Annotated in this window: 16 protein-coding genes; 11 read left to right on the top strand and 5 right to left on the bottom strand. The window is 68.1% G+C overall.

The genetic code is table 11. From position 1 onward, the window contains the following. Nucleotides 1–287 precede the first annotated feature (287 nt). From ACGFN2_RS34670 to ACGFN2_RS34635, 8 genes are all read left to right on the top strand, one after another. The gene (locus tag ACGFN2_RS34670; RefSeq protein ID WP_085927375.1) at nucleotides 288–611 is read left to right on the top strand and encodes a WXG100 family type VII secretion target; all 324 of its coding nucleotides are present in this window, start codon (nucleotides 288–290) and stop codon (nucleotides 609–611) included. 121 nt (nucleotides 612–732) lie between these two features. Continuing rightward, the gene (locus ACGFN2_RS34665) at nucleotides 733–1,026 is read left to right on the top strand and encodes a WXG100 family type VII secretion target (RefSeq protein WP_327154522.1); all 294 of its coding nucleotides are present in this window, start codon (nucleotides 733–735) and stop codon (nucleotides 1,024–1,026) included. A 189-nt stretch (nucleotides 1,027–1,215) separates the two neighbouring features. Then, on the top strand, nucleotides 1,216–2,490 hold the full coding sequence (gene mycP / locus ACGFN2_RS34660; protein WP_393366859.1) for a type VII secretion-associated serine protease mycosin: 1,275 nt from the start codon (nucleotides 1,216–1,218) through the stop codon (nucleotides 2,488–2,490). After that, the gene (locus tag ACGFN2_RS34655) at nucleotides 2,483–2,788 is read left to right on the top strand and encodes a hypothetical protein (protein ID WP_393366858.1); all 306 of its coding nucleotides are present in this window, start codon (nucleotides 2,483–2,485) and stop codon (nucleotides 2,786–2,788) included. The genes mycP and ACGFN2_RS34655 overlap by 8 nt, the downstream gene beginning before the upstream one ends. A gap of 51 nt (nucleotides 2,789–2,839) precedes the next feature. After that, a complete protein-coding gene (locus ACGFN2_RS34650) occupies nucleotides 2,840–4,318 on the top strand; it encodes a hypothetical protein (protein WP_393366856.1) in 1,479 nt (492 codons plus the stop codon). Between the two features lie 88 nt (nucleotides 4,319–4,406). After that, on the top strand, nucleotides 4,407–5,747 hold the full coding sequence (locus ACGFN2_RS34645; RefSeq protein ID WP_393366854.1) for a S8 family serine peptidase: 1,341 nt from the start codon (nucleotides 4,407–4,409) through the stop codon (nucleotides 5,745–5,747). A gap of 72 nt (nucleotides 5,748–5,819) precedes the next feature. After that, complete coding sequence (locus ACGFN2_RS34640; protein WP_393366852.1) at nucleotides 5,820–7,169, top strand: S8 family serine peptidase; 1,350 nt, start codon at nucleotides 5,820–5,822, stop codon at nucleotides 7,167–7,169. Between the two features lie 27 nt (nucleotides 7,170–7,196). Continuing rightward, nucleotides 7,197–8,564: a S8 family serine peptidase gene (locus ACGFN2_RS34635; protein WP_393366850.1), complete on the top strand. Its 1,368-nt coding sequence runs from the start codon at nucleotides 7,197–7,199 to the stop codon at nucleotides 8,562–8,564. 106 nt (nucleotides 8,565–8,670) lie between these two features. Here the strand turns inward: ACGFN2_RS34635 and ACGFN2_RS34630 are convergent, their stop codons facing one another. Further along, nucleotides 8,671–9,699, bottom strand: a complete 1,029-nt coding sequence (locus ACGFN2_RS34630) for a PE-PGRS family protein (protein ID WP_362612822.1) — start codon at nucleotides 9,697–9,699, stop codon at nucleotides 8,671–8,673. Between the two features lie 144 nt (nucleotides 9,700–9,843). After that, nucleotides 9,844–10,176 (bottom strand): hypothetical protein, encoded by a 333-nt coding sequence (locus ACGFN2_RS34625; RefSeq protein ID WP_362612824.1) that lies wholly within the window; start codon nucleotides 10,174–10,176, stop codon nucleotides 9,844–9,846. 552 nt (nucleotides 10,177–10,728) lie between these two features. On the opposite strand from ACGFN2_RS34625, the gene ACGFN2_RS34620 reads away from it, so the two are divergent. Continuing rightward, on the top strand, nucleotides 10,729–10,986 hold the full coding sequence (locus ACGFN2_RS34620) for a hypothetical protein (protein ID WP_393366847.1): 258 nt from the start codon (nucleotides 10,729–10,731) through the stop codon (nucleotides 10,984–10,986). A 95-nt stretch (nucleotides 10,987–11,081) separates the two neighbouring features. On the opposite strand, the gene ACGFN2_RS34615 is transcribed toward ACGFN2_RS34620, so the two are convergent. The 3 genes from ACGFN2_RS34615 to ACGFN2_RS34605 form a co-directional block, all read right to left on the bottom strand. Beyond that, a complete protein-coding gene (locus ACGFN2_RS34615) occupies nucleotides 11,082–12,410 on the bottom strand; it encodes an SUKH-4 family immunity protein (protein WP_393366845.1) in 1,329 nt (442 codons plus the stop codon). Continuing rightward, the gene (locus ACGFN2_RS34610; protein ID WP_393366843.1) at nucleotides 12,407–14,533 is read right to left on the bottom strand and encodes an ATP-binding protein; all 2,127 of its coding nucleotides are present in this window, start codon (nucleotides 14,531–14,533) and stop codon (nucleotides 12,407–12,409) included. Before ACGFN2_RS34610 ends, ACGFN2_RS34615 begins: the two co-directional genes overlap by 4 nt. 441 nt (nucleotides 14,534–14,974) lie before the next feature. Further along, nucleotides 14,975–15,379: a hypothetical protein gene (locus ACGFN2_RS34605; RefSeq protein ID WP_362612833.1), complete on the bottom strand. Its 405-nt coding sequence runs from the start codon at nucleotides 15,377–15,379 to the stop codon at nucleotides 14,975–14,977. A 239-nt stretch (nucleotides 15,380–15,618) separates the two neighbouring features. On the opposite strand from ACGFN2_RS34605, the gene ACGFN2_RS34600 reads away from it, so the two are divergent. Further along, complete coding sequence (locus ACGFN2_RS34600) at nucleotides 15,619–15,927, top strand: hypothetical protein (protein WP_362612836.1); 309 nt, start codon at nucleotides 15,619–15,621, stop codon at nucleotides 15,925–15,927. Continuing rightward, nucleotides 15,924–16,673, top strand: a complete 750-nt coding sequence (locus ACGFN2_RS34595; protein ID WP_393366840.1) for a WXG100 family type VII secretion target — start codon at nucleotides 15,924–15,926, stop codon at nucleotides 16,671–16,673. Before ACGFN2_RS34600 ends, ACGFN2_RS34595 begins: the two co-directional genes overlap by 4 nt. Nucleotides 16,674–16,849 lie beyond the last annotated feature (176 nt).

Here is a 16,849-nt window from a genome sequence, read left to right as displayed (position 1 = left end):
CCGGTTTTCCTCCGGGGTGCGCCGCGTTCTTCTCGGCGTGATCTTCACCGGTCGGCCCCGTTGGTGAATGACCGATAGCGGTACATCTGTCCGTTTCTTGTGAACGACGTTTCACCAACGGGCAGTTGACATTGTTGTGATCGCGTCACAACAGCCCGCCCCCTGTTGGGAACAGGCATATCGAGTGGTTAAAGTAGCCAAAGGCGTCAGCAGGAGATGCCTGCCGCGCGAGCGCCTGTGGCTGCCCGGTGCGGTACGACGTACGAGTCTCATGGGGGACGTTGACTATGGCTGGTCAGCAGTACACAACCACCGAGGAGGAGATGGTCGCGTTCAGCGGCAAGATCTCCTCGGTCAACCAGTCGATCCAGGGCGAGATCTCGCGCCTGAACACGGTCGTCGACACCATCACGTCTGGTTGGAAGGGTGCTGCGGCCTCCTCGTACAACCAGCTCCAGTCAAAGGTGAACGAGGACGCCAACCGTCTCAACCAGCTGCTGGGTGAGATCAAGGAAGCGATCGACGAGACCACCAAGAACTACTCCGCCTCCGAAGAGGAGCAGGCGCAGTCGATCTCGCACATCTCCGCCTCGGCTTCCCCGTTCGGATGATGGGGCCGCGTCGCTGACCGCGGCGCGACGGCCCAGCCGCCACAGTCCGGGGCCGCGGTCCGTCCGCCGGCCCGCTGTGGTGTGTGAATCGACCAGCTTCATCAACTCCTGAGGAGACACCATGTCAGGCCAGATCCTCGTTAATTTCGCGACGATCTCGCAGGCCAGTTCCGACGTGCGCGGTACGGCCAACAACATCCGCCAGCAGCTCGACGACCTCGAGGCGGGCGTCAAGAAGATTGCCGCGAGCTGGGAAGGTGCGGCGCAGGAGGGCTACCAGGCCCGCCAGCGCGAGTGGGACCAGCGTGCCGCTTCCCTGCACTCGACGCTCGAGGCCATCGCCAAGGCGCTGGACCAGGCCGCTCAGAACTACCAGTCCACTGAGCACAAGAACTCCGGTATCTGGGGAGGCTGACCCCCGGTCGGTCGAGCCGGAGACGGCCAGACCTGAGCAGCCCGGCTGCTCGCACAGTGGTCCATGAGGGCGAGCGCGCTGCATCAGTGCGCTCGCCCTTCTGCCGTCCACCACTCCTTCACCCCTCCGCCTCCGTCTCCTCACCTTTCGTTCCTGCCCAATTCGCCACACATGGAGAGCAGAAAGCCCGTGGGATCTCGCGCCATTCACCGACCCGGGCACCGTCGCCGAGCGGCGGGTGCACTGGTCACGGCGGTGTGCATCGTCGGCCTGTCGAGTGTCACCGCCGCCCCGGCGGTCGCGGACCCGAACGTGCCGCTCAACAGTGGTGAGTGCAAGTTCGGCACCAACAACATCCCAGAGACCCCCTGGTCGCTCCAGCGCCTCCTGACCAACCAGATGTGGGCCGACACCCACGGGGAGGGCGTCCGGGTCGCCGTCATCGACACCGGTATCGACGCCGGCAACTCGCAGATCAAGCCCAGCATCGAAGGCCCCGGGAAGAGGTTCGTCCCCGGCGGCAAGCCGACCGTCGATCAGGTCGGCCACGGCACCAAGGTCGCGGGCATCATCGCCGCGCAAAAGCAGTCCGGTTCGGGTTTCTACGGCCTCGCTCCCAAGGCGAAGGTCATTCCGCTGCAGCAGACCAGCGAGGAAAAGGCCGGCACCGCCGACAGCCTTGCCGACGCCATCGACTACGCGGTCAAGCAGAACGTCGACATCATCAACATCTCCCAGGGCACGGACGCCAGCCCGGACAAGCTGCACTCCCTCAAGGCGGCAATCCAGCGCGCCTCCCTGCGGAAGATCCTCATCGTCGCGTCGGCCGGAAACGACGGCGCGAGCGGCAAGGACAAGAAGATGTTCCCGGCCGCCTTCCAGGAATTCGACAACGTCCTGTCCGTGGCCGCCTCGGACCGCAACAACGAGCGCGCGCCCTTCTCGCAGTCCGGCGACTGGGTCGACATCGCCGCGCCGGGCGTGAACATGGTCTCCACCGTCCCGGACGGCGGCAACTGTGTCGACCAGGGCACCAGCTTCGCCGCCCCCTACGCCGCGGGCGCCGCGGCCCTCCTGATCTCGAAGCACCGGCACGAGGTCCCGAAGTGGACGCCGCAGCAGGTCATCTGGCACCTGGAACAGACCGCGGAGCGCGTACGCCCGAAGGCCGACCGGAACATCGGCTGGGGCGTCGTCGACCCGGTCGCCGCCCTCAACGACAACACCAGGCCCACCGCCGAACCCCAGCCGGACAAGCCCTCCAACGCGGCTGACGGCTCCAACATCCAGCCGACCGCCGTCACCATCGGCGAGTCCGCCGAGGAACGGCGCGCCCGCATCTCCATCTACATCGTCGGCGCCGGGCTTCTTGCCGTCGGCGCGGTCGTCGGCTCCTCGATCGCAATCCGCGACTGGCGCCGGAAGAACGGACTGACATCTCACGGGGAGGCCAGTAATGGCTAAGGAATATCGGGTTGATCTGGATGCTTTGGACCAGGTGGTCAGGGAGCTGAACAGTGTCCTGAAGGACATGGGTGAGGCGAAGGGGAAGGCCAAGAACCGGACCTACCTGCCGGACAGCGCGCTGGGCAAGAACTTCGGCGAGCGCAAGAGGATGCATGACTCTCACAACGAGATGAAGAGTTACATCGAGGACAACATCGTCTCCTTGATCGAAAAGATGGTCGATGAATTCGGCAAAAAGACCAAGAAGGCGAAGGAAGCCTACGACGACGCCGAGCACAAGAATAAGCTGAAGTGACATCGGCAGTGGTTTGGTTGGCCATCAGCTGAAGGAGAAGGGGGACGACAGGTGAGTTCAGGTACGGGCGGATCGCCCGAAGACGGTTTCGTGGACAATCGGTTCCACACCAAGTTCAACGAGCATGACTTCGACGGCCTGAAGGGCATGCTGGACGGAGCCAGCGTCGAGACGGTTCGTACGGTTGCGCACCACTGGATGATCCTTGAGGGCGACTTGCTCGACCTGCGCGAGAAGTTCTCCAAGGCTGTGGACAAGGTGCTGGAACACTGGCACGGGGACTCGGCTGACCGCTTCCGCGCGAAGGCTGAGGAGGTCAAGGCGAACTTCAAGCACGCAGCGCCCTACGCCAAGCACACGGCGGGGGTCATGGGTGCAGTGGCTGACGACCTCCAGAAGGCCATCGACAAGATTATTCCGGTCGATGACAGCTGGAACTGGAGCGACGACGTCTGGGGCGAGACGTGGTTCTCGGACAATATCGACGATGACGACCTGAACGATGCGCTCAAGAAGGGCGCGAGCACGCGGGGCGTCCTCGAGGCGAACAAGGACGAACTGTCCGGGCACCAGAAGCATCGGCTCGAGGCCGCTGTGGCCATGGAGAACTTGGGTACGGCGTATGTGGTGCGCTCCGCGTCCCTGAAGCCTCCGAAAACAGGCGTGAATGACGACAAGGTTCCTGAGCACAAGGACCCGACGGACGGGGCCGGACTGGGGCCCATCCAACAGCCCATGGGTTTGGGAGGTGGGCCGAAGGGCGGCGGTGGCGGACTCAAGCTTCCGACGCGAGGGGTAAAGACCGGCGGCACTCCGAAGATGCCCAACTCTCCCGAGCTCAAGACGCCCCGTCAGCCGGGCATCAGTGGTGGTTTGGGTTCAATGAAGCCCAAGACGCCCGAGGTGGGAACCGGTCTCAACGGTCTCAATGATGGTGGTGTCGGCGGGGGCGTCAAGATCCCTGGCGGCGGCGCCGGAGGCGGTGGCCTGGCCGGTGGTGCCGGCGGTGGCGCCGGCGTCCACGTGCCTGGTGGTGCTGGTGGCGGAGGTGTCCAAATGCCGGGTGGCATGGCAGGCGGTGCCATGGCCGGGCGTGGCGGTGCCGGCGTCAAGGGCGGTGCTTCTGGTGCTGGTGCCGGTGGTGCAGGTGCCCGTAGCGGCCGCGCCGGTATGCCTGGAATGGGTGGTGCACATGCTGGTGGTGCAGGGAAGGGCGCGGGCGGAGGCCGCCAGGGCGTGAGCACCGGTGGCGCGCAGGCCCGGCAGAAGGGCGGAACCATTGGGACGCCTGGCGGAAAGGTCAGTGGTGCCGGCCAGGGTGGCTCCGGTCTGCACCGCAGTCGAGGAGGAACCGCGGCGGGAGCCGGCGGTTCAGGTAGTCGCCGTCCGGCAGGCATGATGGGCGCACCCGGCGCGCACGGAGCCAAGGGCGAAGGCAGGGGAAGCGACGCAAGCCGTCCTGACTACCTCGTGGAAGAAGAGGAAACCTGGACGCCGGAGCGTAATGTGGCACCCCGGGTCATCGAGTAGGAACGGCTGGACGAGCAATCGGCAGACACGCTTGGGGCCTGCAGCCCTTGGGCTGCAGGCCCCAACTCTGTGAGAAAGGTGTTATGGCATGAGCTTCACGCGGACGCTGCGTGCGGTGGGCGGCGCGGTAGTGGCGGGAGCACTGCTCTTCGGCACCGCGCCGGTTGCTTCGGCCGACCAGATCAGGAAAGACCAGTGGCCGTTGACGGCCTTCGGGGCTAACGACATCTGGAAAGTGTCAACAGGTAAGGGCGTTACCGTCGCGGTTATCGACCAGCCGGTGGATGGAAATCACCCTGATCTCAAGGGGAACGTACTTCCCGGAAAGAACTTCTCAGCCGGGGGAACGGCGGATCGTGCTGATGGGAAGCAAGAACATGGTACCGCCATGGCCTCGCTCATCGCTGGGCACGGGCACGGCGCCGGTGGTTCCGAAGGGGTGAAGGGGCTGGCGCCAGACGCCAAGATCCTCCCTCTCGGGATGGACTTTGAAGGATCTGGAAATAGCGCTGAATTCGGTAAGGGGTCCATTTCGTACGCTGCGCCGCTGAGATATGCCGTTGACCACGGTGCGAGCATTGTGAACATGTCGTTCGACACTGCGAATACGGAACCGTCCCCCGCTGAGCAGGCGGCTGTAAATTATGCGAGGAAGCACGACGTGTTGCTGGTCGCATCGTCGGGAAATGCTGGGGTCGAGACTCCTCGCAACCCGGCGGCAGCGCCTGGAGTCCTTGCCGTGGGAGCGGTGGACGTTGACCTCAAGGTCTGGAAGTACTCCAATTACGGACCGCATATCAAGCTGCTGGCCCCTGGTGTTCATATCCGCTCGGCGGGAGTCGAGGACCCGTACAGGCTGGCCAACGGCACCTCGGACGCCGCGGCGTACGTGTCCGCCGCCGCTGCCCTTCTCCGCGCCAAGTTCCCGGATCTGACCGCCGGTCAGATTGCCAACCGGCTGGTGAAGTCCGCAGTGGTGCCGGACGACAAGAAGGGCGCGAAGCTTCCTGACCCGCACTACGGTTACGGGACCATCAGGCCGTACACCGCCCTGACCAAAGACATTCCCGCCGGTTCGAAGAACGGCCCGTTGCCGGCGCTCGACGGCGGCTCGTCTCCTGGCTCCGCCAAGGATGCTGAACAGGGCGCCAAGATTGACAGCGACAAAGGCATGAGCACCGGTGCCCTGGTCGGCATCTTTGCGGGTGGGGCGGTCGTCCTCGCCATCGTCCTGGGCATCGTGATCGTCGCCGTGCGGAAGAAGAACCGTCGTAATGGTCCGCCGTCGGGTGGTCCTGGTGGCTATGGCGGTCCGGGTGGCTCCGGCGGCTTTGTGCCGCATCCGCCGAACCCGAACTCGTATCAGCAGCAGCCGAGTGGGCCCGGTTCGTATCCGTCGGCGCCGCCCACGCAGCCGCCCGGTCGGTAATTTCGGATTGTTCCACCAACGGTGGGGCCCGCAGCTTTTGGCTGCGGGCCCCATCTCTGTGAGGAAGGTGTGATGTACGGCATGGGCTTCACGCGGACGCTGCGTGCGGTGGGGAGTGCGCTGGTTGCGGGGGCGTTGCTCGTCGGTATCGCGCCGGTTGCTTCGGCAGATCAGATCAGGCATGAGCAGTGGCCGTTGAGGTCCTTCGGCGCTGACGATGTCTGGAAGGTGTCGACAGGCAAGGGCGTCACGGTCGCGGTCATCGACGATCCGGTGGATGGCAGTCATCGAGACCTGAAGGGAAATGTGCTTCCAGGGAAGAGTTTCTTCACTGGAGGAACGGCAGATCATCCTTTCGGAGAGCGGGAGCACGGCACGGCCATGGCTTCGCTCATCGCTGGGCACGGGCATGGGCCTGGGGGCGGTGACGGTGTCAAGGGGCTGGCGCCTGACGCCAAGATTCTTCCTGTCGGGATCGACCTTGGAGATCCCGACGAGGGCTCTGATTCCAGCGGAAAGAGACTCTCCTACGCTGAACCGTTGAGGTATGCAGTAGACCACGGTGCGCGTGTGGTGAACATGTCGTTCATGGCTGACGATGTGGTGCCCTCGGATGCTGAACAGGCAGCCGTTGACTATGCCCGGCAGCACGATGTGCTGGTAGTCGCCGGGTCAGGAAATTCCGGGGTCAGCTCTCCACGCAATCCGGCAGTGGCGCGTGGGGTTCTTGCCGTGGGAGCGGTGGACATCGACCTGAAGGTCTGGAAGTTCTCCAATTACGGTTCACATATCAAGCTGTTGGCGCCGGGGCTTCATATTCGGTCGGCGGGGGTTGAGGCCCCGTACCGTTTGGCGAATGGCACCTCAGACTCCACAGCGTACGTTTCCGCCGCCGCAGCGCTCCTCCGCTCCAAGTTCCCGGAGTTGACCGCCGGGCAAATCGCCAACCGCCTGGTGAAGACCGCTGTTCTGCCGGACAGCATGAAGGGGAAGAAGCTCCCCGACTCTCACTACGGTTACGGCATCGTCAATCCCTGGCAGGGGCTCATCAAGAAGCTTCCCGCAGGCTCGAAGAACGGCCCGCTGCCTCCCCTAAGCGATGCCTCATCCAAGGCGGCTGGTGACGGCAAGGCAGTCAAGAGCGACACCGATGAGGGCATGGGCATGGGCCTCATCGTCGGCATTGTTGGTGGTGTGGTCGGTCTCCTGGTCGTCGTGCTGATCGTGGTGCTGGTGGCCAAGAAGAAGAGCGGGCGGAATGGTCCACCTCCGGGGGGTTCCGGTGGGTACGGTGGTCTCGGGGGGCAGGGTGGGCCTGGTGGATTTGTGGGGTATCCGGTGAATCCGAATCCCTATCAGCAGCAGCCGGGTGGGCCCGGTTCGTATCCTTCGGCGCCGCCTGTGCAGCCGCCGGGGCGGTAGGTTCTGACGTTCATCAAGGTGTGGCCCGTGGCTTTCGAGTTGGGGGCCGCTGCTTGTTGGGGAGAGGTGTTGTACGGCATGGGCTTTACGCGGACGTTGCGTGCGGTGGGGGGCGTGGTGGTGGCCGGGGCGTTGCTCTTCGTTGGCGCGCCGAGTGCTTCGGCGGACTACATCAGGGACGGGCAGTGGGCGCTTGACGCGTTCAATCCGCAGAAGGTGTGGAAGGAGTCGACCGGGAAGAACGTGACGGTGGCCGTCATTGATTCCGGTGTCAATGGGGATCACGTCGATCTCAAGGGCAATGTGCTTCCTGGGAAGAGCTTTGCCGACGGGGGTGGGACGGCAGATCATGAATCCGGTGACGACCACGGCACGGCTATGGCGGCTCTGATCGCGGGGCATGGGCACGGCCCCGGTCACGCTGACGGCATCATGGGGCTGGCGCCGGATGCGAAGATCCTTCCGGTCAAGAGGAACGAAACGTTCGGCGGAGACGCGAACGAGGTCGACGGCGCCATTCGCTACGCGGTCGATCACGGCGCGAAGGTCATCAACATGTCCTTTGCGGGGCCTTACGAACTGACCGAGGGCGAGAAGAGCGCCATCGGCTATGCCGTGAAGAAGGACGTGCTGCTGGTCGCCGGTTCCGGTAACGACGGCACCGGTGAGCCTTTGTATCCGGCTGCGGAGCCCGGTGTCCTGGCGGTCGGCGCCGTTGCCGAGGATGGTCAGGTCCTCGGCAAGTCAAATTACGGATCGCACATTCGGTTGATTGCTCCCGGCGAGCGGATCTACTCCGCCGGAACCCACCCGAAGTACCGGCAGGCCACCGGCACTTCCGACGCGACGGCCTACGTATCCGCCGCCGCAGCCCTCGTCCGCTCGAAGTTCCCTGACCTCACCGCGGGGCAGGCCGCCAATCGGCTTACGAAGACGGCGATTAGTCCAGATGGCAGGACGGGCATCGCGTCTCCCGACCCGAAGTACGGGTACGGCGTCATCCGCCCGTACCGGGCCCTCTCCGAGGACATTCCTCCTGGGGCGAAGAACGGGCCGCTCACCATGCCGGAGGATTCTGATCCTCCGGCCGGCGCGGGGACGGATGCTGAGGGGAACGGGACCCGGGACGGTGCGAGCGAGGTGGTGGGTGGGCTGAGTCCCCTCGCTGTGGCCGGAATGGCGCTTGGCGTGGTGGTCGTCGTGCTGGGGGTTGTCATCGGGGTGGTCGTTGGCCAGAAGAAGCGCCGCAATGGGCCGCCTCCTGGTGGCCCCGCTTTCGGTGTACCGATGGGCGGAGTCGGCGTCCCGCCACAGCAGCAGTTCGGGTACGACCAGCAGCCGGGTAACCCGGGGCCTTACCCGCCAGCACCTCCCACTCACCCTCCGGGCCAGTGAGTTCTCCTTGAGTTCGTCAAGGGACGGGGCCCACAGCCGTGCAGGCTGTGGGCCCCGTCCTATTGGAGGGTGAATGTGGTGATCGTGGGGCGTGGGGTGTGTCGGCTCAGCCGAAGACCGAGCGGACCTCGTCCGTGACGTCCTGGTGGCGGGTGGCGGCGCCGCCGGTGTGGCGGTCGGTACGGCGTTGGGCGGCGTCCAGGCCCCGGGTGGTGAGGTCTTCCCTGGCGTGGTCGATGTAGGTGCCGGGGTCGGTGAGGCTGGTGACGCCGTCCTTGTAGTCCTGGGCGCCTTCCTTGATGCCGTCGACGTATTCGCCGGCCTTGTCCTTGGCGATGTCGGTGGTTTCGCCCCAGTCGATTCCGTCGCGGGCGCCGAAGTGGCTTTCGATGCCCTGCTGTGTGACGTTCTGGGCCATCTCCGTGGCGGCTTCCTGGGCCTTGGCCTTGCCCTCTTCGACGATCTTCTCGCGGGCGATTTCCTTCGCCTGGTCGACGACCTTGTCCTTGACGGTTTCCTTCACCGTCTTCTTCACGTAGTCCGCGGCGATCTTGCGGGCTTCCTTGGACACGGCCTTCTTCGCCATCTTCTTGATGGCGTCCATGGTGGCGTGCTCCATGGCCTTGGTGGCCGCCTCCATGACCTCGCGTTTGATCTTGTCGAGGATTTCGCGGACGAGTACCCGTGTCGCCTGAGTGGCTCCCGCGGCGCCGAGTTCGGACAGGCCGAGTGTGAAGGGCGCGGCGGCCTGGGCCGCGATGATCTCGGCGGCCAGGATCACCAGCTGGACGATGACCGCGATTTTGCCGGCGAGAACGGCGATGGCGGCCGCGTCGAAAGCGAGGGCGATGACTTCGGCCGCCGCTGCGGCGTCACGGAGGTAGTTGTCGCCGCTGTCTCCGCCGCCGGAGAAGGAACCCCATTCGTTCGCAAAGCCCTCGATCGCTTCGCCGGAGTTCGCGGAGACGACTTCACCGGCTGCCGAAGAACCCTGGGAGGACGCTTGATTGACCGCCTCGGCGAAGTTGCGCCAGACCTGCGCGCATTCGTGGAGCTTGTCCTCGTCGGCGTCCGGCCAGTTGTAGCCGAGGAGGTCCAGTACCCAAGCAACCTCGCTTGGCAGCGTCAATGACACAGCGATCGTCCCCCGTGCAGTTGTAGCCGATTGCGGAGTGGAATGGTGGTGGTGAGGAAAAGGAGAGAGCGGGCGGCGCGCGTGTCAGGGCGCGGGGCCTCGCAGGCAGGGGCGCGCCCGAGTTCCTGCGCGGTGCGCCGGGCGTCAGATCGCCGGGCGGCCGACCGCGCTGATGGTGTGGATGCCCTGCTCGTCGGACTCGGTGTACGAGTGGGCCATGTTCTGGAGCTTGTCGCCGATGTCTTCGAGGCGCTCGCCCAAGGAGTCCATCGACTCGAACATGCCGTCCCTGATGGGCGTGTAGATCGTTTCGAAGATATCGCCGAAGTCGCAGTTCTCCCAGGGGCTGCCAAGGCCTTCAAGATCGTCCTGAAGCTTCTTCGACGCCTTGGAGAAACCGCTGCCGATGTGCGCGAACGCGTTGCCCTGCGTACGCAGCACATCCGGATCTACGTCGAATGCCTTGCCTGCCACCATTGCCCCCGTTTTGCGGTGTGTACCGCGCGACATCTGTCGCGTTCTTAGTGATCCCACATTAGGTGATCTGAATGCAGGCATGTCAAGGCGAGGCGTGTGGAGGGAGCGTGGGAGTTGTGGCCCGTCAACGTCCCTGGGGGGGGCGGGGAATTGGCCTGCCAGGGGATTGGGGTGATTGGAGAATTTTGTGGATGGCGCGGATGCGGTCTCTCCGGCGACGCAATGAAAGGAGAGGTTAAATATTGGTACGGGGTTGGTCAATGTTTGGGAACTGGTGACCGGCATCCGGCATCCGGGACGCGGCATCCGGCGTCCAATGGCCCGGAGTTGCGTGCCGTTTCCTTCGGGACCGGTGGCTGAGTGAGTGTTCCGGTCCCGGGCGGCGAGGAATCCGGTCCGTTGGGGAGGGTGGGGCTAATCGGCGGGAGTCCGGGGCGAGTTGCGGCCCGGTCCGGGGATCGGGCCATGCCGACGATCATCCGTCCCGTAGCATTCCCGGTCATGGACATACCCGCCGATGAAGAGCCCCTCCCCGAGAATCCAGGGAATCGGGTGGGTCTGACCCCTCGTCAGGCCCGCCGCGTACGCATCGTTCTGGCCTCGGTGTTGATGGCCGCGATGGCGGGGGTGCTCGTGGTGCGCCTGGCCTCGCGTACGTCGGTGCTGGTGGTCGGGGTGTACGGGGCCGCGCTGGTGCTCTGCGGTGTGGTGATCGAACTCAGCCGTCACGGGCGTACCCGGCTCGGCACCTGGCTGCTGGGCATCGGCCTGGCGGCCGCGCTCGCCTCGGACTGGCTGCTGCTGCCCTGAGGCGACCGGCAAGGGGGAGAGGGGAGAGCCGCCCCCTCTCGTGCCCGCTCAGCCCCTCAACCCCCTCACTCCAAGCCCCCAACGGCCCAGTTCCCTCAGAACAACCCATGCCACATCTGCTCGATGATCAGTGACCACCAGTTGCTGTCGTCGTCCAGGGCCCAGGAGTCGATCGCCGCGATCTGCTCCTGGAAGGTGGCGACCGCCGTGCCCGCCGCGTACGGGTCCATGCCCTGCATCTGCCGGCGCGTGGTGACCAGCAGGGCCAGCGAGCGGAAGTAGGCGGACAGGGAGCGGTTGACGAAACGGCCGCCGCCCGAGGACGGCTGGACCGCCCAGACGGTGCCGACCATGTTCTGGCTCTCCTCCGGTGCGGTGCACTGGAGGGCGAGTGTGTAGAGGCCGTCGGTGCCGATCCGGACGTAGCCGGCGAGAGTGGCCAGGGTCTGCTCCCGGGCCTCGGTGCCGGTTTCGCGCAGGGCGGTCGCCACGTCCGGGAACAGCCCGCCGGCGGGCGGGGAGTCCGGCCGGTCGGCGGTGAAGAAGTACGGCACCTGAGCCGGGAGGCCGGCCCAGGTCAGGGTGTTCTTGGTGGCCTGGGGCAGCTGGGCGGGGAGGTCGTCGGCGTCCGGGCGGGTGACGCCCTGGGGCCCGAAGACCTCCACCAGGTGCTTGCCGAGCGCCACGTCGCGCATCGGCGGTGCGGCCTCGACCCGCTGCGGTACCGGCAGCCGGTGCGGCCGCGGCGGTGCCTGCTGACCCGCCAACTGGTGCATCAGCGCGACGTGCTGCAGCAGTCCGGCGACGCCCTCGGCGCGCTCCTCGGCCCGCATGCCGTAGCCCTGGGTGCAGGAGAACGAGGCGTTCGGGAAGGTGCGGAGGATGAAGTCGCCGGGGTAGCCGCCGGGCAGCAGTGCCGACCGCAGATCGGTGTGCAGCGCGCGGACCGCCGAGGGGTGCACGCCCAGCCGCTGCAGCTCGTCGTGGAGCTGGTACTCGGCGGGCGGCTGTCCGGGCGCCGAGACGCGGGCGAGGCTGGTCTCCTCGCCGGTCGACGGGTCGGCGTAGGTCGCGACGGCGGTGTTGCCGGGGCCGGTGACCGGCGGCTCGGCGGGGGCCGCCGGAGCCGCGCCGCCCGCGGTGCCGTGCTTCTGCTGATACATCCGGACGACCTCGTCGACCGGTACGGACGGCCACACCGTCAGCTCGCCGGACGCCCGGTCGACGACCCCGCAGGCCGCGCCGACCTCGGCGGGCGGACGCCGCTGGCCCGTATGCGGGTCGACCTCCGGGGGCGGCGGAACGGCCCACACCACCCAGCCGAGGTCGAACTCCTGCATCGCCACCTCGCGCGCAGGACCCTGATGTCCCTCGGGGTTGAGCCAGCGGGCGGTGGTGGCGTGTGCCTGCGCCTGGTTGATCACGAGTGGTCTCCTTCGAGGCCGTCGGAAGCGTCGGAGTCGGCGGCGCCGGTGCGCTGGGCCGGCACGGTGGGGGCGGCCGGGGGAGCCGCGGCGAGGATCTGCCGGGCGGTCACCCCGCGCGCGGTGGCGACGACGAGCACCCCGTCGGGCGAGAGATCGGCGCCGGTGAGCGGGGTGTCCGAGAGCAGCGCGGCCACCACCTCCTGGCCAGTGCGGGCCCAGACCCGCAGATAGTCGGCGCCCCGGCTGAAGCCGAACGGCGCCGCCGCCCTCGCCTCGTCGGAGGGCAGCTGCACCTGCGCCGGGTCGGCGTCGACGAATCCGGGCCGCAGCAGATCGTGCACGAGCAGCGCGGAGTCGCCGGCCTCGGAGGCGTCGCCGCCGGGGCCGGGCACCGTACGGGAGCCGGGGGTGCCCTCGGGGACCACGAAGGCGGCGACAGGACGGGGCGCGGTGGTGGCGGAGGCCGGTGCCGGTGCTTCCCCGGCGGCCCCCTCCGCGCCGTCCTGCGGCAGGGAACCGGTGGTCACGGCGCGGACGCCGGCCAGCGGCACGCTCCACAGCGTGCGCCACGGCAGGGCGAAGCCGAGGGTGTGCAGCGCCTCCGCGTACGGCAGCAGACCGTCCTCGACGAACGCGGTCTCCAGGAATGCCGCCCGCATCCCGGCCGGGGCCTGCGAGCGGGTCAGCAGCGGAGCGGTGCGCAGGTACGTACGGGCCGGTGCGCCCAGCTGTTCGAGCGGTACGGCCTCGATGGCGGCCCGCAGCGTCACCGGGTCGGCGTGCGCGAACAGGCCCGGGTCGGTGAGGAGTTGGGGGAGCAGACCGGCGTCGAGGGTGTGGGCCGCGAGATGGTCGCGGACATACGGGTCGGCCCGGGACCAGTCCTGCTGCGGCACCGCTTCCAGCAGCTCCATGGCGATCCTGGTCTGGGCGTCCCGGACGTCCGGCAGACCGGCGCGGATCTCCTCGGCGAGCGCCGGGTGCGCAAGCCGCAGCAGCGTACGGCCGCCCTCGGCCCCGGCCTCGCTCCCGGCCGCCGCGTCGTCCGCGTCCCCGTCGGCGTCCTCGTCCGCGTCCGCCGGATCGACGACCTGGAGGAACGGCGCGGTCAGCAGCATGCCGTCGGCGAGTTCCTGGCTCATGTCCCGTTCGGCCACGGCGTTCACCAGCGCACCCCACAGCGCGACGGGCAGCCCCTCGCCCTCCGCGAGCGCGAGCGGTGCCAGCAGCAGCCGCAGGGTCTGCGGATCGGCGCCCAGCCGGCGGGCGTGCAGATCGACGGCCGCACCGATACCGCCCGGGAGCAGGGTCTCGTCCGCCGGGTCGAAGCCCTCGGGCTGCATCAGCAGCGACTGCACGGCGAGCTGGACGGTCAGCCGGTTGCCGTCCGCGCGCCGGGCGAGGGCCTCGGCGAGCGGACGCCGTACGGCCGGGTCGGTGGTGAAGGGGAGGTCCGGCGCCCCGGCATCCGGGTCGAGCGCGGTCGCGGCGTGCAGCACCAGGCCCTCGGGGTCGGCCCACTCGGGCGCGTCGAGGTCGATGATCTGCGCCTGGCCGGGCGGCAGCGACTCGGCCAGCTCCGCGGCCAGTTCGCGCGGCACATCGGCGACCAGCTGCACCGACTCGGTGGCGGCGAGCGGCTTGAGCACCTCCCGTACGAGACGGGCCGGCTCCTGCGCGGCACGTACCGGGCCGGCCCGGTCGACGTCCGGCACCACAATCGTCACCGGCTCTTCACGAGCGGCGAGTTCGGGGAAGATGTCTTCGCTGCGGCTCGCGCTCAGTCCGAAATGATCGGCGAGGAGCCACAACAGCTGTGCCGCGGTGCGCCCCGCCGGGTTCGGCACGGCGGGGGCCGGGAGGTCCGGGGGCACGGTCGCCGGGTCCAGGTCGCCCAGCGGCAGCTGCTTGCGGTAGCCGGGGTCGCACAACATCAGGAAGCCGGTGACCAGGCGTGAGCGCCCGCTGCCCGGGTCTCCGGTGAGCACGATGACGCGCGGGGCGCCGGGCCACCGCATCCGCCAGGCCGAGAGCGCGCGGAGCACCGCGGTGCGGCCGCCGACGTACGGATGAGGTGCGTATCCGGCCGCTGCGGAGTTTTCTTCGGCTGAGGCGCTCATGGCTTCCTCGTCCCCCATCAATCCCGCCTCCACTTTTGTGGATTCCTGCGTGTACCGGCCCGATCCTATGATCCGGATCGCCGGCCCGGTGACGCTGCGGGGGTGGCTGTGCCGGAACTGGAACACCCAGGCCGGGCGCCTTGCCGGGGGACGGCGCCAGATGATTCCGGGACGCCCGTTAAGTGAGGTGTCCCTGTGGTGTGGTGTGGAGAAAACGGGAATGCCGTGTGCGGTCCTGTGCGGAAAGGAAGCAGATCCGCCGGGTGAATCCGGCGGCGGATCTGCATTCTTCCGTCATCTCCGCAGAGACCCCCGCAGGCGCTGTTGCCGCTATGAACTCTTTGAACGGATTTCGGCGGCGGAAGGAACGCCGGCCGCCGCACTCCGGCCCGGGGCGCGCACCGCCGCCCGGCGCCGCGCACCGCCCGCGCGGGGGCCGGATCAGCCCCGGTGCCCGCCACTCCGGCCGCGCCGCGGGGCGGTCACGATGTTGCCGGACGGGCCGTCACGCTCGGCGCGCTCCGCGTCGTCCTTGGCCTCCTGCTCCTTCTGCCAGGCGGCGAACTTCTCGCGCGAGGCCTCGCGCTCCTCCATGGTCTGGTCCTCCGCGGCCCGCCGGATCTCGTTCATCCGGTCGCCCAGCGCGTCCATGTACCCCGGCGTCTGGATCGCGTCCTTCATGCCGATACGGCCGGAGAGTACCTCCTGGGCCATCTCCTGGAGCTTGCCGCCGACATTGGGGTTGTCCGCCAGGACCTTCAGTGCCTTACGCAGCCGGTGTGCCTGCTCCGCGTCCTGGGCGACGTCCATCAGGTCCTCGTCCTGGATCTGCCGCTCGTTGTTCATCCCTGCCCCCTTGAACGTGATGGCACAGCAACCGCGTGTGCTGCACCGGCGTCCTGGAGTCTAATGACGGGTGTGAACAGGTCGTCAAGGCGGGGGTTGTCGGTATTGCCGCATATTGCTCCGTATGCATTCCGCAGTTCGCCGCCGGTGCGCTCCGGAGCGGCCTTCGGGCCTATTGCGGGTGTGCTAGACCTGAGGCGATGTTGGCAGGCAGCTGTCATTCAATTCGGGGAGAAATGATGTCCGACGAAGTCCGGCTCAGTACCGAGGAGTTGCACAAGCTCGGTGCGACCTTCGAGATACGCGCAGAAGAACTGAGCCGGCAGCTGGCCGCATTCAGACGACGGGCCGCTGCCGAGGCCCTCCGGGACGGCTTCGGCGACGACGAGGAGGCCCGGCCGTTCCGTGAGCTGTACGAGCAGGCCGAGCACGCGCTCGTCCAGCTCCAGCAGCGGCTCGCCGAGGTCGGCGGGGGACTCAAGGAGACCGTCGTGAACACCCGGGCGGCCGAGGAAGAGCTGATCGAGATGATGCGGAGCGTCAAGTGAGCGAGCGGCGCAACCCCGAGGCCCTGCACGAGGCGGCGGCCGGCTGGCGGGAGATGGGCAAGCACCTCGACGGCCTGGTCCGCGACCTGGACCGGCATGTCGGCACCGCCGCCGCGGCCAACTGGCACGGCCCGGCCGGCGAGGCCTTCGCGGGGGAGTGGCACCGTCTCAAGCGGTCCGTCGACGACTCCCTGCCGGCCTTCGAACTGGCCGCCGCCGACCTGGAGAACGCGGCCGCCGCGCCCCCCGAGGACAAGGGCGGCGAGGGACACCACACCGCGCCGCCGGTGAACGACTCCGCCGCCTCCTCGTCGTCGTCCGGCACCCAGGTCGCCTACGGCTTCATGGCGCTCGGCCAGCTCGCCAACGGCCTCGGTGGCGCGTTCGGCAAGCGCGGCGGGGGCGGCGGCTCGTCACGGGGACCGGCCGTACGCCACACCTGGGACACCTCCACCGCCGCGCAGGGGCCCGACCCGTTCGGACCGGCGAAGGACGGCGCCGCCAGGACGCGGGGTGGTGAGGGAATCGCCAAGGGCGTACGGACCCAGTCGGGCGGCGCGGAGGCCGCGGACGAGACCCCGAAGGCCGGGCGGGAGCAGAAGGGGACGGCCGCCGGGCCCGGCGCAGCCGGCACCGCCACCACAGGCGACGCCAAGGGCACCCCCGCCAAGGCCGCTCCCGCGTCCGGCGGTGAGGCTCCCGGTCAGCCCGGCCCGGACGTCACCCAGCACGGCGCGTTCGGCTGACCGCGGCCGGGCCGGGCGCCCGGCAGCGGCGCGGACGCACCGCGCACCGACAGAAAACGGCGGTGGGGGGGCCCCCCCACGGGGGGCGCCCCCCCCCCCGGGGCGGGGGGGGGGGCCGGGCGGGGGGGGGGGGCGGCCGGCCCCCCCGCCGGGCCCGCCCCGCCCCCCGCGTGCGG

Origin of the sequence: Streptomyces sp. NPDC048612 (assembly GCF_043199295.1) — a bacterium.
In the GTDB taxonomy this organism is placed as follows: Bacteria; Actinomycetota; Actinomycetes; order Streptomycetales; family Streptomycetaceae; genus Streptomyces.
Note: the sequence above shows the minus strand (reverse complement) of the source record. Positions and strands in the feature narration are given on the sequence as shown.

Coding starts and splice junctions, on each gene's coding strand:
- ACGFN2_RS34655 (WP_393366858.1), top strand. CDS start 2,483: ATGGCTAAGGAATATCGGGTTGATCTGGATGCTTTGGACCAGGTGGTC.
- ACGFN2_RS34645 (WP_393366854.1), top strand. CDS start 4,407: ATGAGCTTCACGCGGACGCTGCGTGCGGTGGGCGGCGCGGTAGTGGCG.
- ACGFN2_RS34640 (WP_393366852.1), top strand. CDS start 5,820: ATGTACGGCATGGGCTTCACGCGGACGCTGCGTGCGGTGGGGAGTGCG.
- ACGFN2_RS34610 (WP_393366843.1), bottom strand. CDS start 14,533: ATGAGCGCCTCAGCCGAAGAAAACTCCGCAGCGGCCGGATACGCACCT.
- ACGFN2_RS34625 (WP_362612824.1), bottom strand. CDS start 10,176: ATGGTGGCAGGCAAGGCATTCGACGTAGATCCGGATGTGCTGCGTACG.
- ACGFN2_RS34670 (WP_085927375.1), top strand. CDS start 288: ATGGCTGGTCAGCAGTACACAACCACCGAGGAGGAGATGGTCGCGTTC.
- ACGFN2_RS34600 (WP_362612836.1), top strand. CDS start 15,619: ATGTCCGACGAAGTCCGGCTCAGTACCGAGGAGTTGCACAAGCTCGGT.
- ACGFN2_RS34605 (WP_362612833.1), bottom strand. CDS start 15,379: ATGAACAACGAGCGGCAGATCCAGGACGAGGACCTGATGGACGTCGCC.
- ACGFN2_RS34665 (WP_327154522.1), top strand. CDS start 733: ATGTCAGGCCAGATCCTCGTTAATTTCGCGACGATCTCGCAGGCCAGT.